Raw genomic sequence first — 21,003 nt, forward strand, 5'->3', positions numbered from 1 at the left:
CTGGGCGGCGAGCGGGCCCACCCGTAGCGCGGCCGGATCCGGCCATCATGCCGATCCGGTACCCGGACCCCTCAGTCGAGTCCCGCCAGTATCGCGTCCGCCAGAGCGCGCGCCGCTGGCTTCGGCGTTCTGTTCCCCGGCAGCACCAGGCGGACCACGAAGGATGGCGCCGGGATGGGCCGGATGGCGATAACGCCGTCAAGCGGTGGCGCGGACGAGGGCGCGATCATGGCAACGCCCAGCCCGACGCGGACCAGATCGAGGACTGTGGCTACGTCGCCGATCTCGATCTCGACACGCCGGTTGATGCCGTGGTCGTCGAAGACCTCGTCAGTGCTGGCTCGACTGCCCCAACCGGGCGGCACATCGATGAACGTCTCCTCGGCCAGCTCGGCCAGTCGGACCGTTCTGCGGTGGGACAGTCGGTGTCCCGGGGCGCAGACGAAGATCATCGGCTCGGAGCTGACGACGCTGGTGACCACGCCCGCGGTCGGGCCCGGCGACACGGCCGCGATCGCCAGATCGAGCTCGTTGTCGACGACCGCCCGAACGAGTCCGGCGGAGCCCTTGTCGTGGGTTCGGGGTCGCAGGCGGACCTGCGGCCGGTCGCGATGGAATTCGGCCAGGGCGCGGGCGACATGGGGCGCCAGTAGCGAGTGCATGATCCCGATCCGTAGCGTTCCGCTGAGTCCCGCGTTCGCCGTTGCCACGGCCTCCTTGGCGCGCTCCGTGGCGTCAAGGATCTGCTGCGCATGGCGCAGCAGGTCTGCTCCGGGTTCGGTGAGCGTCACCCTGCGGGTCGACCGATCGAACAAGACGACCCCCAGCTCGCGTTCGAGCGCCGCGACCGTGGCCGACAGCCCGGACTGCACTACGTGCACCCGGCTCGCCGCTCGGGTGAAGGACTCATCCTCCGCGACCGCGACGAACTGGGCGAGCTGACGCAGTTCCATCCGGTCAATCTATCTCCCACCGCGATCAATCAGAGCTCAAGACATCGTTGGACCCGCTCGAACGTCCTGGCGGACAGTGGACGCATCCGCCGCGGCTGCGGCCTGCGCACGACGAGAACACGAGGAGAAGGAGACGACTGTGCCGGCACACCTCCATGCCGTCCGGACTGGCCCGCGGGACGCGACCGCGCCGGTGGTCCTGCTGCATTCGGCGGGGCTGGACCTGACCTACTGGGACGCTCAGATCGCGGATCTCAGCCGCGAGCACGACGTGATCGCCGTCGACCTGCCTGGTCACGGGGCGAGCCACGCGTCCGCGGACGCGATCACCCTCGACCAGGTGGCCGGATCGGTCGCATCGGCGATCGCCGCACTCGATGCCGGCCCCGTCATCCTCGTCGGCCTGTCGGTGGGTGGCCTCGTCGCGCAGTACCTCGCGCTCACCGCCCCCGCGCTGGTCGGCGGGTTGGCCCTGCTGGACACCGCGGCCAGGTTCGCGCCCGCCGGGCAGTCGGCGATGAGGACCAGGGCCACGGTGGTGCGTCAGCAGGGGATGCCGGCGATACTCGACGAGCTCTTCGACCACTGGTTCCTGGCCGAGACCCGTCGGCGGCGGCCGGATCTCGTCGACCGCGCCACCAAGACCCTGCTCACCGATGACGTCGACGTCCACGCCGCGTTGTGGGAGCTCATCGCCGACTTCGACGTGCTCTCCCGCCTCGGCACGATCGACGCTCCGACGCTCGTGCTGGTCGGCGAGCACGATTCGAGCTCCCCGGTCTCCTCGGCCCGCGAGCTGCGCGACGGCATCCGCGGCGCGCAGCTGCAGGTGATAGCCGGTGCTGCTCACCTGTCCCCGATCGAACAGCCGGATGTGGTGACCGCGCACCTGGAGGCATTCCTGCACCGGCTCGCGTCACGGACGACACGCTGATGCCGCGCATTCCGCTCGTCGATCCGACCATGCTCACCGGCGAGCGCAAGGCGCAGTACGACCGGTTCCCTTCGAACCTCACCCGCGCGCTGCTGCTGCTGGATGACAGGTTGGCCCGGCAGTTACCGCAGACCGCCAACGCCCTCCGCAGCTCAGCACTCGATCCGGCGTGGCGCGAAGGAATCATCCTCAGGGTTGCCGCGCTGCAGCGCAGCCCCTACGAGAGATTTCAGCACCTCGACCAGGCGAGACGACACGGCTGGACACCCGCCGAGATCGCCGCCATCGAGGATCCCCACCCCGAGGCCGCCGGCGTCCTGCCCCCGGATTTCGTCACGGTCCTGCGATTCGTCGACGAGGTCGTGAGCGGCCCCGCCGTCTCCGACGCGACCTTCCACAAGGCTCGAGGCGTTCTGGGCGACCGTGACGTGATCACCGTCGTCGTCCTCGTCGGCCACTACATGATTGTCGCGCGCATCGTGGGCGTCCTGCAGTTGCCCCTGGACGAGCAACCCGACACCTGGCTGGGCGAGCACTGACCTCGTGCGCTCACCGGTTCACGGCGGGTGCCGGTACATGTGCTTTCAGAAAGGCGAGCTGGTCGGCGATGACCTCGGCGAAGAGGGGCTCGACGTAGGGATCGAAGTGGCCGCCCTCGTAGACCCGCACCGTGGCGCGGGGCATGCGTGCGGCAGCCGCCTCCGCGACGTGACGCGGGGTGATGGCGTCCGCGTCGACGAGCTGCACCAGCGCGGGACATTGAACTCCCGCTGCCCACCGCTTCGGTGAGTAGAGACCGATCGTGAGGACGATGCGAGCGGCGACATCGGTGCGGTAGCGGTCGGGTGCGAGTCCCGATTCCTCGACGAGTCTGTCCTGGCCGGCGACCGCATCCGGTGAGGTCATCACGGCGGTCTGGCCGGGCGCGCCGGTGGCGGCGACGTAGACCGGCTGCCGTCCGGTCCAGGCGCCGAGCTGGTCGAGTATCCCGAAGCGGGCCACCCGGAGACTGGGCACCAGGCCGGTGGATTTGACGGCCGCGGGGCCACTGACGTGGGGTACCTGCGCGATGACGGCAGCGAGCTCCTCGCCGCGTCCGGCGAGGGTGATGACGTGCCCGCCGGCGAACGACGTCCCCCACGCCACCACCTTCGACGTGTCGACGCCGTCGAGCGTGCGGGCGAAGGAGAGCGCGGCCTTCCAGTCCTGATGCTGCATGGCGACGTCGAGGAGCTGCCGTGGTGTGCCGTCGCTGTCGCCGAACCCTCGGTAGTCGAAGGTGAGGACGACGTATCCGGCGGTGGCGAACCGTTCGGCATAGGCGGGCAGACGTAACGCGCGTATGCCACCGAAACCGTGAGCCATGACGACGACGGGCCGCAGGGTTCCGGTATCGCCGCTGGGCCGGTAGACGGTCGCGGCGCAGGCGACTCCCTGCGAACGGAAGGAGACGGTCTCGGTGATGACGCCCGGAGAATCGGTGGACATGACGTTCCTTCGCTCTCGGCAGGATCGCGGGCTGGCAGGGGGAGGCGAGGGGCTGCGGTGATCAGCCGGAGAGCGGGTTGGCTCGCCGGCCGAGCTGGTACTGCGAGGACCGGGGAATCGGCTGCCCCGCCTATTCTTGACTGACGTTCAAGAGACTAGGACGCTTCTTGAACGCCAGTCAAGATAGGCTGGGGGTGTGCCACGTAACAGGCGGCCTCTCGACCGCGAGGAGAAGCGTCGCGAGATCGTGAGCGCTGCCGTCGCACTGTTCTCCGAGGACGGCTTCGAGCGGACCTCGATGGCACGCGTCGCCGCCGCTGCCGGGGTCACGCCGAACACGATCTACTGGTACGTCGAGGACAAGGACGCGCTGCTGGTCGCCGCGCTCGATCAGCTGCTCACCGAGGCGCTGCAGGACTTCGGCGATCGCGCAAGCCTGCCGCTGGCCGACCAGGTCATGTGGGTGCTGGAACGTCTGCAGCGGCATCGCGCCCTGATCTCCGTGGTCCATGCCCGCAGCGAACGCGCCACGGTCGTCGCGCAGTGGCACGACCAGTTCCATGCCTTCATGGACGGGATCGTCACCGAGCACCTCGCCGCTCAGGGCGTCTGCGACCCGGAACGGGATGCCCGGGTGAAGCTCACCACCTTCGCGGTGGAAGGCCTGTTGGCCCATCCGAGCGATGCCGCGAGTTGCCGGGCCATCCTGGATCTGGTCGTGACCCCATCGGACGCCGGCGGCTGACCCGACATGGTGCGCAGTCCCGCTTGCGCGGGGTGACGGTCAGAACGGCCACCCGGTTCACGAGACATGGCGCCGCTGCTCGCCGGTGGTGTGGCCGCCACCGGCGGAGCCTGAGCGAACGCCGGGACGATCATCGGATTCTCCGCGACCGGCGGGCAGGCTCGCGACATCGTGGTCGGGAACTGAGGAGTCCGGGATGAACCTGACGGTGAGTCGGCGCGAGGCGCTGGTCGGCGCGGGGGCGGTGCTGACGGCCGCCATGGCCGGATGCGCGTCGGACGCCCGAGCCGTGACGGTGACGGCCCCGGTGGGCTCGCTGCTGATGATCATCCGGCACGCCGAGAAGCCGACCGGCGATGGCGCGCCCTACGGCGTCACCGCGGCGGGGGAGCGCAACGACGAGTCGCTCGACGTCCGCGGATGGACGCGCGCCGGGGCACTGGTCGGTCTCTTCGCGCCCGCCTCCGGCGAGCCGCGAGCCGGCCTGGAGCGCCCGACGCGCATCGTGGCGGCCGACCCCGGTCACGGCAGCAGGCGTCCGGCGCAGACGGTGACGCCGCTGGCCGAGCGTCTCGGCCAGCGGGTCGTCACCACGTGGCGCAAGGGGCAGGAGTCCGACCTCGCCCGCGCCCTCGACGGGTACCACGGCGCGACGCTGGTCGCGTGGGAGCACAAGAGCATCCGGCACATCGTCGCCGGACTCGGCCCGGTCTCGCCGGCCCCGCCGTCGTCCTGGCCGGACGACCGCTTCGACATGGTGTGGACCTTCCGACGCGCGGCCGGCCGCTGGGCCTTCGCCTCGGTGCCGCAGCTGCTGCTCGCCGGCGACTCGTCCCGCCCGGCCTGAGCCTCCCCGTCACCGGCGAGCAGAACCGTCCCCGGTTCGTTCGCGGACGGGCATGCCGCGGACGAGCACGTCGAGGAAGAGGTCGAAGCGGGGCGCCTCGGCACCGGCGTGCAGTGACTGCTCCTCGACGGCGAGCCAACCGATCAGCGCCACGATGACGCCGTGCCAGCTCTCGTCGGCCAGGTCCGGTGACGCACCGGCCGCGACGAAGATCGCGGCGCCGGCCTCGCGCAGCCGGTCGGCCGAGCGCTGGTGATGCGGATGCGGGCGAGCCAGCTGTGAGGCGTAACCGGGGACGGCGCTGAACTCGTCGTGGATCGCGTGACCGAGGCAGCGGAGCCGGTTGCGCCAGCCCCGTGCCGGGTTGTCGGCGACGGTGGCGAGGACGCGGTCGACGACGACGTCGCCGATGAGGTCGAAGAGCTCGTCCCGCCCCGAGACCCAGCGGTAGAGCGCACCGTGACTGACCCCGAGTCGGGCGGCCAGCTCCCGCATGGTGACGTCCTCGACGCTGGCGAAGCCGGCCGCCGCCTCGACGATCAGCTCCCGGCTCAATCGGGCGGGGCGGCCCCGTGCCGCTGTCCCACCGCTGTCTGCTGCCACGGCGTCGACCGTACGACATCCCCACCGCGACGCGTGTCCGTCGACACCTTTAGTGACCATTGGTCACTAAAGGCGTACCGTGGGGACGTCAGCAATCGCAGTCGAAAAGGAGACACGATGACCGACGTCGCCGTACACGGCACCGTCGCCGACGGCTTCGAGGCCGTGCGCGATGCCTTCGCCGAGCTCGTGATGGTCGAGGGGGACGAGCTCACCGCGCAGGTCGCCGCCTTCCATCGTGGTGAGCCCGTGGTCGACCTCTGGTCGGGCCCGAGCGAGGACCGCGACGCCCTGCTGGGGATCTACTCGGCCAGCAAGGGGTTGACGCACATCGTGCTGGCCCTGCTGGTCGACGACGGTGAGATCGACCTCGACCGACCCGTCGCCCACTACTGGCCGGAGTTCGCCGCCGCCGGGAAGGCCCGGCTGCTCGTCCGGGAGCTGGCCTCACATCAGGCTGGTCTCGTCGGGGCCCGGGATGGCTTCGCCATGGCCGAGCTGATCGACGACGCCGCCGTGGCGTCCCGGCTCGCCGGGCAGGTGCCGTTCTGGCGGCCTGGGGTCTGCTCGGGCTACCACGCGCTGGTGATGGGTGCGCTCACCGCCGAGGTGATTCGCCGGGTCAGCGGCGCGACGGTCCAGCAGCTCTTCGCCGAGCGACTCCGCGACCCGCTGGGCCTCGACCTCTTCCTCGGCCTCCCCGCCACGGCGGAGCACCGCTTCCGACAGGCCCTGCCGATGACAGTCACGCCGGAGCGCGCCCGGGCCGCGGCCGCCACCGCGACGGCTCCGGAGAGCCTGGCGGGCATCGCCTTCAATCGACATGCCCCCGGCAACCGTGACGTCTGGGAGCTGCCGAACCTGCCCGAGGTGCGCGCCGCGGGTACCGCCTCGCTCGGCGGTGTCGGCACCGCTTGCGGCTTGGCCGAGCTCTACGCCTCGCTCGTCGGGCCGGTCGCCGGACGTGACCCGCTGCTGTCGCCGGCCACGGTCGCGGCGGTCGGCCAGGTGCAGCGCGTCGGACTGGATCTCGTGCTGGGCATCTCGAAGGCCTGGGGCGTCGGATTCCACACCTACGGCGGGGTCTTTCCGATGCTCGGCGCCGGCGCCTTCGGGCACAGCGGCTTCGGTGGCCAGCAGGCCCTTGTCGACCCGCGGCGCGAGCTGTCGTACGCCTTCCTGCGGCGCCGCGCGGTGCTCCCCGAGCAGGCCGACGCCGATCATGGGCGCCTGCTGCGGACGCTCTGCGCGGCTGCGGATCGGCAACCCGGCAGCGGCTCGCACCTCGTTGTATACTGACGATATACAAAAGAGAGGAGTCAACAATGCCACGCCCCACTCCCTATGCGACCGAGGTGTCGGTACCGCTGCCGGACGAGCAGGCGATCCGAGCTGTCATCGGCGCGGACTACGACCCCGAGCGGACGCTGCACGTGGTGCAGATGTTCGCCGGCACCGAGGAGTTCTTCCCGGCGCTCGTCGGCATGGTCCAGGCCGTCTTCGGCACCGAGGACATCGACGCCCGGCACCGCGAGGTGATCATCCTGCGGGCCGCCGCGATCCTGAACGTGCCCTACGAGTGGCAGGCCAACGAGCAGATGGCGCGCAACGCCGGCCTCACCGCCGCCGAGATCGATGCGATCGCGGCGGACGGACCCGTCTCCGGCCTCGACGGCGAGTACGTGCTGCTCGCCGCCGCCACGGACGAGATGCTGACCGCGGGCACGCTCACCGACGCCACCCTGCAGGCGCTGCTCGACACCTTCGGGACGGTGGTGACGCGCAAATACATCGCGACCATCGCTTGGTTCAGCCTGCTCAGCCTCTTCCTCAACGCCACCCGCGTCCCGCTGGAGACCACCGACAAGATCGGTGACCGCGTGAGCCCGCTGGGTTAGCGTTCGGCCATGTCCTCACGCCGGGTCGACGTGTACGCGACGCTGCTCGCCGACATCACGTCCTGGCAGGCGTCGCCGGGCAGCCCGCTGCGGGAGGAGGAGCTGGCCGCACGCCTCGGGGTCTCCCGCACCCCGGTGCGCGAGGCGATCGCCCGGCTGCGTCTCGACGGTCTCGTCGAACAGCGACCCGGTCAGATCGCCCGGGTCACGGCGGTGGGCGTCGACGGTGCGGTGGCGGTGTACCAGGCGCGCGACGCGCTGGAGTCCTACGCCGTCCAGCTGGCTGCCGCCTCCTCGCAGCGGTCGCTCTTCGCGCCGCTGGCCGCGTCCTACCGGGAGCTGGGCGAGACTGCGCAGCCCGACGCCGCATCGATGGAGCAGATCTACGCGCTCACCGACGACTTCGACGAGACGCTGCTGACCGCGGTGCCGAACCCCTATCTGCTGGGACCGCTGCGCTCCACCCGCGCCGCGCTGCTGCGACTGCGCCGCCTGGCCGCGCTCAGCCCGGAGCGGCTCAGCGCGGCGGCGGGGCAGCGCGCCGAGGTGTGTCGTGCTGTCGCCGACGGCGACGCGGCGACGGCCGGCCGGGTCAGTCACGAGCGGATCCAGGCCTCACTGGCTCACGTGGTGTCGGCCCTGCTCGACGGTCGCCAGACTCGGGTGGTTCCGGCGATCCAGGGCTGACTCACCGTCACGCCCGGGTGGCTCGACGGGCCGTCCGGGACGCGTCACGTGAGGAGCGTGCTGATCTCCCTCCGCGCGCGGAATCTACGGTTGCGATGGCCAGCGGGCGTGCTGCACCGGCGAGACGGCGCCGCGTCTTAGTGGAGTTCGGCGGCCGATCGGTTCAGGACGAATCCGTGCCCGCCGGCGTGGCACTCGAGCGCGGTTTCCTTGCTCAGGCAGGAGACGGGGCCGACGGTAAGGCGGTAGCCGTACGGCAGCACCCGGCTGTTGTCGAGCACAACCGAGTTGGTCGCGCACAGGCCCTGAGCGACGCCATGGATGCTGAGGCTGATGTTCGAGCCGAGCCAGTTGAGCGTGCAGCTGCTCGGCCCGGGCGCTGCGACGAAACTGTGTTTGATGATGGTGCAATTCAGGCTCTGTCGATCGAGCAGCGTGCAGCGCACGTTTCGGCTCGGCGTCTGAAATGACACCGCATCGGGATCTCGGGTCCCGCGTTCTCCGGCCGCCGCACGGCCGAGGTGCTAGTCGGCTGGGTCTGCCAGCGCAGCCGTCGAACCGGGCGTGGTGGACCCCGTGGCGACAGCCGTCGAGCCGGCCGAGAGCGCGGATGCAGGGCGGGAAGTCGCGACTGAGGCACTCCCGGTCGCCGACGGTATTAACCGGGTAGCGGACGACGCGACGGCATGATTGACATGCGACGTCGTGCACGCGGTGAGAGCGCACACCGCGATGACACCGATCGCAGCAAGTCTGTGAGGTGCTGGTAGGGCGTCGGGCATGACGATTCTCCCGGGTTCTTGGCACGCCGGACCGGTGGGGTCATGATTCGGTCACGTCGATAAAACGCGACCGACCAGGCGAAGGTTGCGCCGGTTCGACCGTGGTCGCCCGTGGACCGCCGACGCGGTCGAATAGCCCCTGGGCTGGCAAGGTAATTGACAAGGGTGTCCCGTCCCCATTGACCTACGGACACGTAGCTGCGTAGCTTTCGCTGTGCACAGAATGTGCGCAAGGTAAGAGTTGTGTAGGTTGTCAACCCTTACATTGCATCGTCCAAGGAGGAGGGCTTACGTGAAATTCAAGAGGATCGCCGCTCTGGTCTGCGCGGTCGGAGCGGCCAGCTCGATCGGGATGACCTCGGCGTCGGCTGCTGGTACTGGCACCATTACTCCGCACGTCCAGCAGCGTGAGTCTGGGTCGTCATTCATCTGGACCATCACGTGGTCAGGCGGTTCCAGTGCGAAATTCGCTTACGACGATGCCAATCCGAATGCCGGTAGCACTAGCGTCGTCAGCGGCCGTTCCTACGCGCATACGTTCTGTGACGTCACGCCCAAGAGTCACGAGGATCGACTGGACGTGCTGAGCCAGACCGGGCTATCGACGTTCCACACGGTTTCGTACGCGCAGACGACGACCGACTGCTGAGATCGACCTTCGCGGCCCGGGCTGGCACCGCAATGTTCGACCGGGTCGCGTTGCGCCTGCCACGGGGGTCGGGAATGTCAGCCAGGAGGGGGGTGGCGAGCAGTGTGGATGTTTGCGACCCGCAGACGCCTCGGACGGGCGGCGCTGCTGGTCGTGATTTCTGCGCTAGTTCTGACTGGCTGCAGCCAGGATGGCCGGGTGGCGCAGGTGCAAAGCGCGGCGAGCGAGTCTTTCTCGCGCACGGCTCCGGGTGTGACAAGAGTAGATCTCGGGCGTGGTGTGGGTCAGATCCGCTACGCCGCGCTGGCCCCGGCGGGATCGGTCTATGTCGCGGACGGGCGCGCTGCCGGCCACGTATTACGTCTTGAGGCGGGCGTGGTGGCGACGCGGACTCAGCTCGGTGCTGTCGTGGACTCGATGGCCTACAGCGCGGCGACCAACTCGGTCTTGGTCGCGACATCGGAGCCGGGCTCCACGCTGCATGTTCTCGAGCCGGGGTCGCTGAGGGAACGAGGGCGGATCGCTCTGCCGTTCAGAGCGCTGTCGATGGTGTCCGGTGCACGAGGGACACTCGTAGGCGGACTTGGCAAACTCGCTGTCGTGGACCCACGCACCTTCGTGGTCCAGCGTCAAATGACCCTGCGGTCGGTGGGTGCGATTGGCCCTTTCCTTCAGGCTGAGACCGGAGGCAACGGCGAGCTTGGGTACGTCGCAGATGCCTCCGGATCGGCCGTACGCCTGGCGCAGGTGTCCTACGGGACAAGTCCGATGGTCGCCTTGATGGGGCCGAAGTTGCGAGGATCAGTCTCCAGCATCGTCACGGGGTCGGCGATGTGGACGGTCAACAGTGACCCGACCGCCCGAGTGTCGAGCCTGATCCGGACGCCGGCGATCGGTGGTCGGGTCGCTGCTCGGATATCCCTCACCTCGAGTGCAGCAGTGTGGTCGGGCGGGAAGTCCTATTTCTGGCTATATCGGGTCGGCACCTCCCGGTTGCAGTGTCTGGCCATTCGCGACGGGACGGTTCGCGGCGAGGTGCCGACCGATCGGCTTCGAAGCGGTCCGGGCCTCTACGCCGGACCGGTCACTGACGTGGATGGGCAGGTATACGTGCAGACCAACACGTCGTTCGAGACCTTCGCGGCGCCTGCCCGCTGTTCAGCCTGAGACCGGGAGCTTGGAGAAGGCGACCTCCTGCTAGCACACGCCAGACCCCATCCCGCGATCTTGGCCCTCGTCATCATCGGAATCGTCACCGTCGTCCCAGCAGCAAAGCGCAAGGCATCAGGCTCCTCATCCTCGCCGCGGGGCTGGACGACCTGCGACCTTGGCCAGCGAAGGGACACGCCCCGCCCCGGTTGACGCCGTGGCCTGCGATGAGCGCACGCACCTACGTAGCGACCGACTGGTCGCCCACTGTGGGCGAATGGGTGCGCCTGCTGCTCCCCGCCGCCGTGGCGGGGGCGCTTGTCGGGCTTGTCATCTTCGGGGTCGTCGTCTTGGCCCGGCGGCGGGGCACCCGGTAGGTCCACGGTCAGGCATGGCGCTCGGGATCCTCACCCGGCACCCCATCGCGACTCGCGACATGAGCGTGTGGCCGCTGCGCGACCGCGGCGGCCGGCGTGTACCTCAGCAGGAGTGCGTAGGTGCCTCAGCCGGTGGGGCGGAGATGTCGAGTTCCCATGACTTGCCGTCGGGGTAGAGGAGGGCAACAGAGTCGAAGGGGTCGTGGCCCTGACGCCTGTACTGATGCTGGTCAGCAGGTAGCTGTACCGGCTGTGGTTCTCCCTGTGGCTGTGGACCATCGCGATACGCCGTCCAGCCCGCGCGCAGGATCGCGCGTTCGGACGCGGCCAGACTGACGCCAGTGAAGGTGAGGTCGATCTCGGCGTTTGTCCAGCCGGCGGCGCCGCCGTCGCATCCGTCGTGATCCCAGCGGAATCCTGACGTCGTCTTGTGCACGACGGTGGCATCAGCAGGCAGCGATTTCTCCGACACCTGATGCAAGAAGGTCATGCGGCGCCCACCGGGATCCGGCTGGCCGTGTGGGTTATTCACATAGCGGTGATGCAGCCATGACCCCACGCCCGCTGCGAGCAGGGTCGCCAAGGCCCCGGCCACGAGGATCACGCGTGACCGCGATCGCAGACCTGCAAGAAGACGAACCCGCGGGGCGTCACCCGAGCCTGCGTAGACCACGTGCTGGTCCAGCTCGTCGCCGTTGTTGCGTCGCCCCATCGAACACCCTCCCGCGCACCCTTCACACGTCCCGGAATGATCGCACTGGTCGTATAAGCGCGCCGTTCGACGCAACGTCGAACAGTGCGAATCAACTTGTGCCACGCGCTCCGGTCCGGCTCACGGTGCCGCACGCAGATCGGCATGAGCGGCGTGAGGCGTCGGTTAGAGCACGCCCTCTGCCGAGCCCGGGCGCACCCGCCGCACGCTGGATTCATGGATGCTGCGGAGATCTTCGTGCGGCGGGCCGAGATGATCGTCCAGATGCAAGCTCTACGGATTGAGTTCGGCGTCGGCGAGCCCCCTCAGTGTCGCTTGCCCGACCGGCCTCGGTGAACGAGGTAGGTCGCGAACGAGGAACAGGACGGTGAGGACGGGCAGTAGGGCACCCTCCGAAGGACCTTCGACCCCGATTATCCGAGTTGTGACCGTTTCCTAGGTTGGGCGCTATACAGTCCGGTTCGTTGCGGCTATCCGATTGCCGCGTGACGGGGAGGGTCATATGCCCGCGGACAAGCCGCTCGACCGCCACCAGGTCAAAGAGGCTCAGGAGCTCAACCAGAGGTCGCTGAAGGGCGCCCCCAACGGCGGCACCTTGGAGTACGTCGCGGCCCCGATCGCTGTTGACGGGAAGCAGCAGCTCGTGGTCCTCATCGGCCATCGGCACAAGCAGGATATCGAGCGCCCCGTCACGGCCCAGGCTGGCAAGTTCAAGGGCACCATCGACGTCGGCAAGGGCGGCTTCCTCGCTCCGGGCGACCTGACTGTCACGAAGGTGCCTGGCGCTCAGGCCGCAGCGTTCAAGAAGGTCATAGCCGAGTTCTCGAAGAAAAAGATCATCTTCAAGTAGCTCCGCATCGCGCGTCAGGGTGGCCTCAGGCGCTGGCGCGTTCGTTGCCGAAGGCGGCGGTCGGGCCGTGTCGTCCAGGGGGCGTCACCGTCTTTGACAGGCTTTCCTGCCTACGCTCCGCTCCGGCGGACATGAGCGGCGCTCGCCGTAAATCGGCATGAGCGGTCGGTTGAGCCGTCGAAAGACGCCGCTGCACGAGTAGGTCACCGATCGGCGCGCTGCCCGTTAGCCGGCGGTCTGCGGACATCGTTGTGAGACGCGCGGCGAAGCGCCGGTTCGACTGGGTGATCGTCAGTCATTGCTCCGGGGAACTCCCTGGAGATGTCGAGGGGTCGAGGCGGGTCGGACTCCGGCGAGTTGGCACAGGTCTGGCCAGCGGTCGGCCTGCTCTTGGCGTCTGGGCAGTTGCCGACCCCTACGGCGCTGCCTGGCTGATCGAGTCCACGGCTGAGGGCCTTGGTGTTCGACCAGGTGATGTGGCGGCGTTTGTCGAGTGGGTCGGAACGCTGCCGGTCTGACGCCGCTCGGGCCGTGCCGCACGGTCTGTCTCAGAACCCACCCGGTTACGGACGAAGTTGTGAGACACCTACAGCGACGACGCGGCGGTCCCGGTCGTCTCATATTCGACCGTTTGTGGAACGAGGCAGCGTTCCAACCACCGATCGCGCAGCGCGTAGGTTGCCCTGGCGTCGGGCCTGCACTGGATAGGTTCTGACCATGCGTCGACAACGGCTGGTGGTCAGCGCGGCAGGACTTGGCTTCGTCGCGTGGGGTGAATGGTTGAACTGGCGTTGGTCCAGGACGCTGGTGCACGATCGGCGAGATGGCCCGATCGCGGTCGTCGTGCCCGGCTTCCGCAACGGGGGCGCGTCGGCTAACGCCATCAACCGTTGGCGGACGCGCATCGGGCTGAGATCGGTGAGCAGCGACGACCCGACAGCGACACTGATCTTCAGCGGGGGGCCAGTGGGCGGCGGCCGGTCCGAGGCTGATCTGATGGCTGACTACGCGGCTTCGGTGACCACCTTCGCCGGTCGAGTTCTTCTCGAGGACCAGAGTCGAACCAGCTGGGAGAACGTGACGAACGCGCTCCCGCTGGCCGAGTGTGCGCAGCGAATAGTCATCGCGTCGCAGCCGGCCCACGCACTTAAGGTCAGGGCATACGTCCTGCGACAACGCCCCGATCTCGCCGAGCGTCTGACGCGCGGTAAGGACTACCGCCTCGGCGAGTGGGGGCCACTGAAGCCATTCCTCGCGGTCTACGGGCTGTGGACCCTTCGAGGCATCGGGCCCACCGAGCGACGCATCGGCCGAACGCACCCAGAACCGAGTCAGAGGGTTGCGGCGGCGGCCACGTGCTTGCAGGCCCACTTGTGAGCACCAGGTGACACGGGGGCTGCGCTCCGGCGTTGCAATTGCCGAGTTCCGGCAACGCTGTTTCACGTCTCGCTATCGACCGGTTGCGGACACCCTGCGGTGGGCCTCGTCGTAGGCCCTCGGTGGCGCTCACCACCGGCGCCCGAATCTCTGTTTCGATATCGGCGCGGGTAGTCGATAGTGCGACACCTCGACCGTGGCCGCTCAAGCGGGAACCCACCCCGACTCGTTGAGCTGCCCGATCGCCTCACCACCGCGGCGGCTGCCATGATTGGAGCCGGCAGCCAGGTGCCCGTCGGGCGGCGCGCGGTCCCGTCGTCTTCGTCTTCGAGGTCTCGTCCCTGCCCCTGCAGGAGCGGTGGGGACTGGCTGGCTGGGGTCGCCAGCGATGCGACGACGGCGCGTCGGCACATCCTCACACTGCGATTCGGTTTGCTCGGTCCGAATCGCTGTGGTCGGCCTCGTTGAGTTCGCTGCCCTGCTGGCGAGCGCCCGCGTAGGGAGCGTGCTGACCGCTACCGGGCACCCTGGGCTCACCGTGGAGTGCATGTAAAAGCTCCTGCCGAGCCCGAATCTCTTCGGGCCCGGCGGGAGCCAAGTGGTAGCGGGGGCCCGATGCGAGCACTGGCTCCTCCTGCCCCGGTGTCGGTCTCGGCGGTGCTGGCTCTGTCCTGAGTGCCGGGCCTGTGTCGTGTTGCTCGTTCATGCCGAACTGGGAGCGTTAGCCGCTCATGATGTGTGCTTGACGATGGTGGGGCCGTTCCTGCCGGTCGGGTTGCCTCTGTTGTTGAGGTCCGACACGGATCCGTCTGTGCACGGGATCAGGCATTGGGTGACACTGAGCCAGGGACGTGTGGGCGAGCAGCGCATCCGGTGGTAGCTGCCGTCTTGATCGATGAGCAGGCACCGGAAAAGATCAACGGGCCGGAGCCATTGGTGCACACCACAGGGAAGGGGGCCCGTGACCACTCTTCCACTGCCAACGATCGAGCTGATTCCTCGAGACGCTGCCGGCGCAGCGTTGGGTCCTGCAGTGACGGTGCCGGTTTTGCCGGCGATGTGGCCGCACATCAGCGCCGCGCTGACCCTGCGTAAGAGGGGCCAACCTTCGCTGGGCAGCATCGTCGCCGAGATGGCTCTGCTGTGGCATCACCTTGACCACGCCCCGCACGCGCCGTTGGCGATGACGCGCGCGTACGAGACCGCGCCGCCACACCTGGGCACGTTTCTGACGGAGGCGACCGCGCTCGCGTTGACCGGCCAGCTCGGTTCCTACTACGGCGCGCGTCCGTGGTGGCCGATGCTGAATCTCGACGCGCTCCCCAGCAAGCACTTCGCCGGACTTAAGGGTCGGGCGAAGGGCCCCTTTCCTGACATCGCGTTCCTGGTCGGTAACCGCATCGTGGTCGCCGAGTCGCGCGGCCGACGTGCCCGCACTGTCTCGTTGCCCTCCAGTGCCGCCCCGGCTGAGACCGGCCGTCTGTCCACTCTGGCCAGCAACTGGTATCCACATGTGCCGGGACACTTGACGCCGCAGTGGTACATGGCGTGGATGTGGATCAACCGCTCCGGCACCGTCGTTCACTTCTACGACCCCGGCGAACCCGTCGACCTCGACGAGCAGGCGGTGGCGGCGTTCCGCGGGGCGTGGGATGGCAGGTTTGATGCCATCCGCGCCGCCACGCTAGACGCTGACAGTGGCTACGTTGAGCTGTTCGGCAGCGGCGCGTTCGCGGCGGGTGCACTGTTGGGCCTCACACTTGATGCGGGCAGCGGTGCCAGGTCTGCCCGATGGATTCTTTGCTTTCTGGCGCAGGAGCGGTTCGCGGTGCCGGGCCCGCCGTTCGGGCCTGAGGCGGTTGCAGCGGCGCGCGCGCCTTCCAGCGCCGCGGCGTTGACCGACTCGTTGGGAGCGCTGCTGTCAGAGCAGGCCGAAACTGCGCGACAGAGCGACGAGCCGACTCGCCCGCGCGCACGTTTGGTTGACCGTGCCGTGAGTCAGCATCTGGCGGTGCTGGTGACCGACACCAACGACGGCGAGCCGCCGACGATGGAGGAGGTGCAGTTGTTGCTGGGTCAGCAGCAGCCGCCGTCGGGCACCGTCCTGCCTCAGTTATGAGGTGGCGGCAATGGGTGGGAGGTACGTCCCCGTGCTGCCTGACGACGATGGAGGTGCGCTGTGGCGTAGCGCTCGATCAGCTTGATCCCCTTGGCGAAGTCATCGACCGAGGTGGGGGGATCTCGGCGACTCCCCACTGCGCCGCGCCTGGGGCCTAGGTGCATGTGTCAGCGGTCTCATCGCCGAGCTGGTCGAGCAGCCGAGCGCAGTGTTTGCGCAGCGGCGGGACCATCCGCTCGCGCAATTCGCCGGCGGCGGGGGAGTCCACCTCGTCGAACGCGGCCTCCACCGCGTCTGGAAACACACTCGCCATCGTCGCCGCCCGCTGCTCCATGAACCCCGCCGGCAACTGCAGTTCGTCGTTCGCTTTCGCCCAGTTCTTCGGCATCACCTCGCCAAGCTTGCGGCGTCCACCGATGGACAGCGCAATCTTGCGAAGCTCGGCGTTCTTGGCGTCGTAGGGAAGGGAGCTGGCGAGGTCGTACAGCGGCGCGACCTGGATGCGGCCGTTCGGCAGGATAATGAGTGAGATGTTCTTGCTGTGCCCGTCGGGTGCGCCGGCGACGTAGTTCACGATCATGAAGTCTGCGAGCGCGTGGGCGTCAGGACGAAGATCCATAGAGACTGCACGCAACACGCGCATCATGTCTTTCGCAGTCGGGCCGCCGTCTGACTCGTACTTCCAGGCGGGCATTCGCCCGGTTGCCTGGCACAGATCCTCTTGGTGGATGCGGAGCACGCCGGTGTCGCCGTGGCTGATGCGGTCGTGTCGAGTGATGACGATTGCCGGCTCACCGTCGAAGCTCTCATAGCGGGTGTCGGCGACGTCGACGCCAGCGATGTGCGCGGCGCGCATCGTGACGTGCTCGACCAGCGCCTGACGGGTCAGCCTTGTCATTCCGGGCTTGATGATGTGTGTGGTGGGCGCGGACCCTCCCGCTTCGAACCATTGGCCGTCAACCTTCGCGAGCGCGAACTTCGGCTGCTGCCCGGGAAGTGACCAGTGCTCATCCGGCAGCGTCCACGAGGACTCGTTCTTGCGCAGCTCAGCAAGCCGGTCTCTGACGTCGGTGACGGTCAACGGGGTCATTTCATCCCGGCGGGCAAGCATCTGCTCGACGTCGTCGATGGCGGCGAACTGGACCGCTCCCGAGCAGTCCCACCCCATTCCGGCCAGCAGTGTGAACGGGTCGTCCCGGTCGGCGTCCAGCGCCCGCATCCACGATGCGCGCGTCGCGGGGTTCTCCGGCAGCAGCCCCTCGAGGTAGGGGGCCACGATCTTCGCCGGATAGGTTTCCGTGCTCAGGGGCATGCGGACAGTCAATGGTGCGGCGCCGTTCTGGACGTACTCCGGCAGGTAGGTAAATGTCGGCTCTGAGTACGCGCTGATCCGGTTCAAAGTTCCGATTAGCTGCCCGTACAGCACGACCCCAAGTGTGTTTCCTGGTTGCCCGGTCATCGTTGCCGGATCTCTCCGTTCCGAACCGTGCGTGCCTGCGCGGTCTCCAGCGCAACCCGGGCCTGGTCTGCTTCGCGCTGGGCAGCCTCGAGGCGCGCCGCAGATCGATAGGCGACCCTTTGGGCGTGCTCGAGTTCGATGCGCTCGCGTGCGGTCGCAGTCAGCGAAGGCCGCTTGGCGTCCCTGCCGGCCTTCGCGAGGGCGTCCAAGACCGCGTTCTCCGTCGCATTGCGTGGGCTCTCGTCCCGCGCCACCAGGGAGAGGCCGAGCGCGTCCAGGACGCGGAACACCTGCTCGAGTTCGGCGCGACGATGACCTCCGGACTCGAGCTTTGCGAGCCATGCGCGGGACACCCCGGCCTGCTCGGCCAACTCGCCTTGCGTGCGGTTGCTCGTCTTGCGAGCGTCGCGAACGATGCTTGCAAGCTTGCGCCAGTCGTTCATCCGGTACTCGGCCATCACGTCATCTCCGGCGGGCAACCCCAGCATGATGTCTACGAACATCGACTGTAGCAGTATGACTATGTTCGTAGACAAAATTGGCAGATCTACGAACGTCGACACGGCACAAACGTCTGCGTTCATCGACCGGACTGGGTCGAGTGATGCTCAGTCCGTGGTCGGTCCTGGCGTCGTCGATGGGTGAGTGCGTACGCAGGTCGAACCCGCAATGGTGCCCCGTGCCAAGGTCGGGTGGGTCTGCTCCATCGAGCTATCACGGTTCAGTGCAGCAGGCTCCACTGCAACGCGGTTGAACTCCAGCAGCGGTACCGGAGGCTGAGCCGTCGCAGTGCAACCCCGCGCTCAGCGAGCCGGGCAACCGGGTCCTGCGGCGCGCCTAGAACGAGGCGCGACGAGGGAGGGGCAAGGCCTCTGTTCGCCGACTCTGAGCGGACGCCGTTGATTCCGGCCATGGGTTGCCGGACGGGTAGACACCCGGCAACCACTCGGATTGACATCGGTCGATGCGTCGGTGATGCTCGGTTGATCGAAATGTGTCGATGGGAGAGATCGTGAGTGACACCGAGCTGCGTGAGCAGGTCCGCGCCCGGTACGCCGCGGCGGCCGAGGTCGTGGCCGCCACGGGCCGGGACGCGTTGGCCGTGGTCGACGCGGACACGGCTTCGTGTTGCGGCGGCCAGGGTGAGGTCGACGACGCGTTCGGTTCGGCCCTGTACTCGGCGGCCGAGCAAGGGGAGCTGCCGGCCGAGGCGGTGGCGGCGAGCCTGGGCTGCGGGAACCCGATGGCCGTCGCCGAGCTGCGTGCGGGGGAGACGGTCCTGGACCTCGGCTCCGGTGGCGGCATCGACGTGCTGCTCTCGGCCCGGCGGGTCGGCCCGACCGGGTTCGCCTACGGCGTCGACATGACCGACGAGATGCTGACCCTGGCCGAGACCAACAAGGCCAAGGCCGGAGCGACGAATGTCGAGTTCCGAAAGGGCACCATCGAGGACATCCCGCTGCCCGACGGCGCGGTCGACGTCGTGATCTCCAACTGCGTGATCAACTTGTCGACTGACAAGCCGGCCGTGCTCGCCGAGATGTATCGGGTGCTGACCCCGGGCGGCCGTATCGGGATATCCGACGTCGTCGCCGAGGATCACCTCACCTCCGCGGAGCGCGCGGAGCGTGGCTCCTATGTGGGCTGCATCGCCGGCGCCCTGTCGCGTAGCGAGTACCTCGAGGGCTTGGCCGCGGTCGGGTTCGTCGACGCCGAGGTCACCTTCACCCACGAGGCTGCCCCGCAGCTGCACTCGGCGATCGTGCGCGCGACCAAGCCCGCGGCTGCTGCAGGATCGGCGGCGTCGTGAGTGACGTCGTCGCCGAGCGTCCGGTCGCCGAGCGGGACGCGCCGGTCCTGGTCCGGCTGTCACGGCTGGACCGGCTCCTGCCGGTGTGGATCGTGGCGGCGATGGCGCTCGGGCTGGGACTGGGCCGGGCCATCCCGTCGCTGGCCGACCGGCTGGACGCGGTGCAGGTCGGATCGGTCAGTCTGCCGATCGCTGTCGGCCTGTTGATCATGATGTATCCGGTGCTGGCCAAGGTGCGGTACCGGCAGCTCGACCGGGTCACCGGTGACCGCCGACTGCTGATCACGTCGCTGGTGTTGAACTGGCTGCTCGGGCCGGCGCTGATGTTCGCGCTCGCGTGGCTGCTGCTGCCCGACCTGCCGACGTATCGGACCGGGCTGATCATCGTCGGGCTGGCCCGCTGCATCGCCATGGTCCTGATTTGGAATGACCTGTCGTGCGGTGACCGCGAAGCCGGCGCCGTGCTCGTCGCGATCAACTCGGTCTTCCAGATCGTGGCGTTCGGTCTGCTGGGCTGGTTCTACCTGCAGATGCTGCCCGGCTGGCTCGGGCTGGATCAGGTCAGCGCCGGCTTCTCCATCGGCACCATCGTCGTGTCCGTTCTTGTGTTCCTCGGCATCCCGCTGGTCGCCGGGTTCGCGACCCGCGTCATCGGCGAGAAGGCCAAGGGCGTCGACTGGTACGAGAACCGGTTCCTGCCGAGGATCGGACCCTTCGCCCTCTACGGCCTGCTGTTCACCATCGTGGTGCTGTTTGCCCTGCAGGGCCACACCATCACCAGCCGCCCCTGGGACGTCGTCCGCATCGCCATCCCGCTGCTGGTCTACTTCGCCGTCATGTTCGGCGGTGGCCTGGCCCTGGGCCACCGGCTGCGACTCGGCTACGCCAAGTCCGCCACCCTCGCCTTCACGGCCGCCGGCAACAACTTCGAACTCGCGATCGCTGTGGCCATCGGTGTCTTCGGCGTCACCAGCGGCCAGGCCCTCGCCGGCGTCGTCGGCCCGCTCATCGAGGTGCCCGTCCTCGTCGCCCTCGTCTATGCCGCCCTCTGGCTACGCCGACGACTCACCTGGCCCGAACGACCTACCGCCACCGCGCCGGCAGGAGCTGACCGATGACTGTCCGACCGACCGTGCTGTTCGTCTGCGTCCACAACGCCGGCCGTTCCCAGATGGCCGCCGGCTGGCTGGCCCACCTCGCCGGCGACGCCGTCGAGATCCGCTCTGCCGGATCCGAACCTGCCGACCAGATCAACCCCGTCGCCGTGCAGGCCATGGCCGAGGTCGGCATCGACATCACCGGCAGGCAACCCGCACTGCTGACTGTCGACACCGTCTCCCGGGCCGACGTCGTGATCACCATGGGCTGCGGCGACGCCTGTCCCTACTTTCCCGGCAAGCGCTACGAGGACTGGAAACTCACGGACCCCGCCGGTCAACCTCTCGAGGTCGTCCGCACCGTCCGCGACCAGATCAAGGCGCGCGTCCAGGGCCTCGTCGGCGAACTGCTCCCCGCGTACCGCTGACCACGCACTGCTTGGCCCGCTGACATCCCGAGGAGACTC

At 68.3% G+C, this 21,003-nt stretch carries 23 protein-coding genes; 16 read left to right on the forward strand and 7 right to left on the reverse strand.

Annotation, left to right across the window (positions count from 1 at the left end; genetic code table 11):
* Positions 1 to 71: 71 nt before the first annotated feature.
* Positions 72 to 953 (reverse strand): LysR family transcriptional regulator, encoded by an 882-nt coding sequence (locus tag AC0NZQ_RS08760; protein ID WP_474529331.1) that lies wholly within the window; start codon positions 951 to 953, stop codon positions 72 to 74.
* A 139-nt stretch (positions 954 to 1,092) separates the two neighbouring features.
* On the opposite strand from AC0NZQ_RS08760, the gene AC0NZQ_RS08765 reads away from it, so the two are divergent.
* Entirely contained in the window at positions 1,093 to 1,887 is a 795-nt protein-coding gene (locus tag AC0NZQ_RS08765; protein WP_474529332.1) for an alpha/beta fold hydrolase, read from the forward strand.
* Entirely contained in the window at positions 1,887 to 2,426 is a 540-nt protein-coding gene (locus AC0NZQ_RS08770) for a carboxymuconolactone decarboxylase family protein (protein WP_474529333.1), read from the forward strand. Before AC0NZQ_RS08765 ends, AC0NZQ_RS08770 begins: the two co-directional genes overlap by 1 nt.
* 10 nt (positions 2,427 to 2,436) lie before the next feature.
* Here the strand turns inward: AC0NZQ_RS08770 and AC0NZQ_RS08775 are convergent, their stop codons facing one another.
* Entirely contained in the window at positions 2,437 to 3,375 is a 939-nt protein-coding gene (locus tag AC0NZQ_RS08775; RefSeq protein ID WP_474529334.1) for an alpha/beta hydrolase, read from the reverse strand.
* 196 nt (positions 3,376 to 3,571) lie between these two features.
* On the opposite strand from AC0NZQ_RS08775, the gene AC0NZQ_RS08780 reads away from it, so the two are divergent.
* Together AC0NZQ_RS08780 and AC0NZQ_RS08785 are read left to right on the forward strand one after the other, a co-directional pair.
* Positions 3,572 to 4,120, forward strand: coding sequence for a TetR/AcrR family transcriptional regulator (locus AC0NZQ_RS08780; protein ID WP_474529335.1), 549 nt, complete (start codon positions 3,572 to 3,574; stop codon positions 4,118 to 4,120).
* A 196-nt stretch (positions 4,121 to 4,316) separates the two neighbouring features.
* Complete coding sequence (locus tag AC0NZQ_RS08785) at positions 4,317 to 4,967, forward strand: hypothetical protein (RefSeq protein WP_474529336.1); 651 nt, start codon at positions 4,317 to 4,319, stop codon at positions 4,965 to 4,967.
* A gap of 9 nt (positions 4,968 to 4,976) precedes the next feature.
* Here AC0NZQ_RS08785 and AC0NZQ_RS08790 read toward each other — a convergent pair whose 3' ends face one another.
* Complete coding sequence (locus AC0NZQ_RS08790) at positions 4,977 to 5,570, reverse strand: TetR/AcrR family transcriptional regulator (RefSeq protein ID WP_474529337.1); 594 nt, start codon at positions 5,568 to 5,570, stop codon at positions 4,977 to 4,979.
* A 117-nt stretch (positions 5,571 to 5,687) separates the two neighbouring features.
* Between AC0NZQ_RS08790 and AC0NZQ_RS08795 the strand changes: the two genes are divergently transcribed.
* The 3 genes from AC0NZQ_RS08795 to AC0NZQ_RS08805 are packed head-to-tail and all read left to right on the forward strand — an operon-like array spanning position 5,688 to position 8,155.
* A complete protein-coding gene (locus AC0NZQ_RS08795; RefSeq protein ID WP_474529338.1) occupies positions 5,688 to 6,869 on the forward strand; it encodes a serine hydrolase domain-containing protein in 1,182 nt (393 codons plus the stop codon).
* A 26-nt stretch (positions 6,870 to 6,895) separates the two neighbouring features.
* A complete protein-coding gene (locus AC0NZQ_RS08800) occupies positions 6,896 to 7,468 on the forward strand; it encodes a carboxymuconolactone decarboxylase family protein (protein ID WP_474529340.1) in 573 nt (190 codons plus the stop codon).
* A gap of 9 nt (positions 7,469 to 7,477) precedes the next feature.
* Positions 7,478 to 8,155 (forward strand): GntR family transcriptional regulator, encoded by a 678-nt coding sequence (locus AC0NZQ_RS08805; RefSeq protein ID WP_474529341.1) that lies wholly within the window; start codon positions 7,478 to 7,480, stop codon positions 8,153 to 8,155.
* Between the two features lie 137 nt (positions 8,156 to 8,292).
* On the opposite strand, the gene AC0NZQ_RS08810 is transcribed toward AC0NZQ_RS08805, so the two are convergent.
* Positions 8,293 to 8,601: a hypothetical protein gene (locus tag AC0NZQ_RS08810; protein WP_474529342.1), complete on the reverse strand. Its 309-nt coding sequence runs from the start codon at positions 8,599 to 8,601 to the stop codon at positions 8,293 to 8,295.
* 628 nt (positions 8,602 to 9,229) lie between these two features.
* Here AC0NZQ_RS08810 and AC0NZQ_RS08815 point away from each other — a divergent pair.
* The 3 genes from AC0NZQ_RS08815 to AC0NZQ_RS08825 all read left to right on the forward strand — a co-directional run bounded on the left by AC0NZQ_RS08815 (position 9,230) and on the right by AC0NZQ_RS08825 (position 11,112).
* A complete protein-coding gene (locus AC0NZQ_RS08815) occupies positions 9,230 to 9,586 on the forward strand; it encodes a hypothetical protein (RefSeq protein WP_474529344.1) in 357 nt (118 codons plus the stop codon).
* Between the two features lie 198 nt (positions 9,587 to 9,784).
* A complete protein-coding gene (locus tag AC0NZQ_RS08820; protein ID WP_474529345.1) occupies positions 9,785 to 10,753 on the forward strand; it encodes a hypothetical protein in 969 nt (322 codons plus the stop codon).
* Between the two features lie 209 nt (positions 10,754 to 10,962).
* A complete protein-coding gene (locus tag AC0NZQ_RS08825) occupies positions 10,963 to 11,112 on the forward strand; it encodes a hypothetical protein (RefSeq protein WP_474529346.1) in 150 nt (49 codons plus the stop codon).
* Between the two features lie 103 nt (positions 11,113 to 11,215).
* Here AC0NZQ_RS08825 and AC0NZQ_RS08830 read toward each other — a convergent pair whose 3' ends face one another.
* Positions 11,216 to 11,824: a hypothetical protein gene (locus AC0NZQ_RS08830; protein WP_474529347.1), complete on the reverse strand. Its 609-nt coding sequence runs from the start codon at positions 11,822 to 11,824 to the stop codon at positions 11,216 to 11,218.
* Positions 11,825 to 12,326: 502 nt separating this feature from the next.
* Here AC0NZQ_RS08830 and AC0NZQ_RS08835 point away from each other — a divergent pair.
* From AC0NZQ_RS08835 to AC0NZQ_RS08845, 3 genes are all read left to right on the forward strand, one after another.
* Complete coding sequence (locus AC0NZQ_RS08835; protein ID WP_474529348.1) at positions 12,327 to 12,674, forward strand: hypothetical protein; 348 nt, start codon at positions 12,327 to 12,329, stop codon at positions 12,672 to 12,674.
* Positions 12,675 to 13,391: 717 nt separating this feature from the next.
* The gene (locus AC0NZQ_RS08840) at positions 13,392 to 14,051 is read left to right on the forward strand and encodes a YdcF family protein (protein WP_474529349.1); all 660 of its coding nucleotides are present in this window, start codon (positions 13,392 to 13,394) and stop codon (positions 14,049 to 14,051) included.
* Between the two features lie 961 nt (positions 14,052 to 15,012).
* Positions 15,013 to 16,170 (forward strand): hypothetical protein, encoded by a 1,158-nt coding sequence (locus AC0NZQ_RS08845; RefSeq protein ID WP_474529350.1) that lies wholly within the window; start codon positions 15,013 to 15,015, stop codon positions 16,168 to 16,170.
* Between the two features lie 154 nt (positions 16,171 to 16,324).
* On the opposite strand, the gene AC0NZQ_RS08850 is transcribed toward AC0NZQ_RS08845, so the two are convergent.
* Both AC0NZQ_RS08850 and AC0NZQ_RS08855 read right to left on the reverse strand, forming a co-directional pair.
* Positions 16,325 to 17,596 carry a type II toxin-antitoxin system HipA family toxin gene (locus tag AC0NZQ_RS08850; RefSeq protein WP_474529351.1) on the reverse strand — a complete coding sequence of 424 codons (1,272 nt, stop codon included), beginning with the start codon at positions 17,594 to 17,596 and terminating at the stop codon, positions 16,325 to 16,327.
* A gap of 29 nt (positions 17,597 to 17,625) precedes the next feature.
* Complete coding sequence (locus AC0NZQ_RS08855) at positions 17,626 to 18,132, reverse strand: helix-turn-helix domain-containing protein (RefSeq protein ID WP_474529352.1); 507 nt, start codon at positions 18,130 to 18,132, stop codon at positions 17,626 to 17,628.
* Positions 18,133 to 18,629: 497 nt separating this feature from the next.
* On the opposite strand from AC0NZQ_RS08855, the gene arsM reads away from it, so the two are divergent.
* From arsM to AC0NZQ_RS08870, 3 genes are read left to right on the forward strand one after another with little or no spacing between them, the layout of a single operon-like run.
* Complete coding sequence (gene arsM, locus AC0NZQ_RS08860) at positions 18,630 to 19,439, forward strand: arsenite methyltransferase (protein ID WP_474529353.1); 810 nt, start codon at positions 18,630 to 18,632, stop codon at positions 19,437 to 19,439.
* Complete coding sequence (gene arsB / locus AC0NZQ_RS08865; RefSeq protein ID WP_474529354.1) at positions 19,436 to 20,557, forward strand: ACR3 family arsenite efflux transporter; 1,122 nt, start codon at positions 19,436 to 19,438, stop codon at positions 20,555 to 20,557. The genes arsM and arsB overlap by 4 nt, the downstream gene beginning before the upstream one ends.
* Entirely contained in the window at positions 20,554 to 20,964 is a 411-nt protein-coding gene (locus AC0NZQ_RS08870) for an arsenate reductase ArsC (RefSeq protein ID WP_474529355.1), read from the forward strand. Before arsB ends, AC0NZQ_RS08870 begins: the two co-directional genes overlap by 4 nt.
* The last annotated feature ends 39 nt before the right edge of the window (positions 20,965 to 21,003 follow it).

Source organism: Jatrophihabitans sp. sgz311053, from assembly GCF_056135305.1.

Coding starts and splice junctions, on each gene's coding strand:
- AC0NZQ_RS08800 (WP_474529340.1), top strand. CDS start 6,896: ATGCCACGCCCCACTCCCTATGCGACCGAGGTGTCGGTACCGCTGCCG.
- AC0NZQ_RS08775 (WP_474529334.1), bottom strand. CDS start 3,375: ATGTCCACCGATTCTCCGGGCGTCATCACCGAGACCGTCTCCTTCCGT.
- AC0NZQ_RS08835 (WP_474529348.1), top strand. CDS start 12,327: ATGCCCGCGGACAAGCCGCTCGACCGCCACCAGGTCAAAGAGGCTCAG.
- AC0NZQ_RS08830 (WP_474529347.1), bottom strand. CDS start 11,824: ATGGGGCGACGCAACAACGGCGACGAGCTGGACCAGCACGTGGTCTAC.
- AC0NZQ_RS08840 (WP_474529349.1), top strand. CDS start 13,392: ATGCGTCGACAACGGCTGGTGGTCAGCGCGGCAGGACTTGGCTTCGTC.
- AC0NZQ_RS08825 (WP_474529346.1), top strand. CDS start 10,963: ATGAGCGCACGCACCTACGTAGCGACCGACTGGTCGCCCACTGTGGGC.
- AC0NZQ_RS08770 (WP_474529333.1), top strand. CDS start 1,887: ATGCCGCGCATTCCGCTCGTCGATCCGACCATGCTCACCGGCGAGCGC.
- AC0NZQ_RS08760 (WP_474529331.1), bottom strand. CDS start 953: ATGGAACTGCGTCAGCTCGCCCAGTTCGTCGCGGTCGCGGAGGATGAG.
- AC0NZQ_RS08795 (WP_474529338.1), top strand. CDS start 5,688: ATGACCGACGTCGCCGTACACGGCACCGTCGCCGACGGCTTCGAGGCC.
- AC0NZQ_RS08855 (WP_474529352.1), bottom strand. CDS start 18,132: ATGTTCGTAGACATCATGCTGGGGTTGCCCGCCGGAGATGACGTGATG.
- AC0NZQ_RS08870 (WP_474529355.1), top strand. CDS start 20,554: ATGACTGTCCGACCGACCGTGCTGTTCGTCTGCGTCCACAACGCCGGC.
- AC0NZQ_RS08805 (WP_474529341.1), top strand. CDS start 7,478: ATGTCCTCACGCCGGGTCGACGTGTACGCGACGCTGCTCGCCGACATC.
- AC0NZQ_RS08785 (WP_474529336.1), top strand. CDS start 4,317: ATGAACCTGACGGTGAGTCGGCGCGAGGCGCTGGTCGGCGCGGGGGCG.
- arsM (WP_474529353.1), top strand. CDS start 18,630: ATGGGAGAGATCGTGAGTGACACCGAGCTGCGTGAGCAGGTCCGCGCC.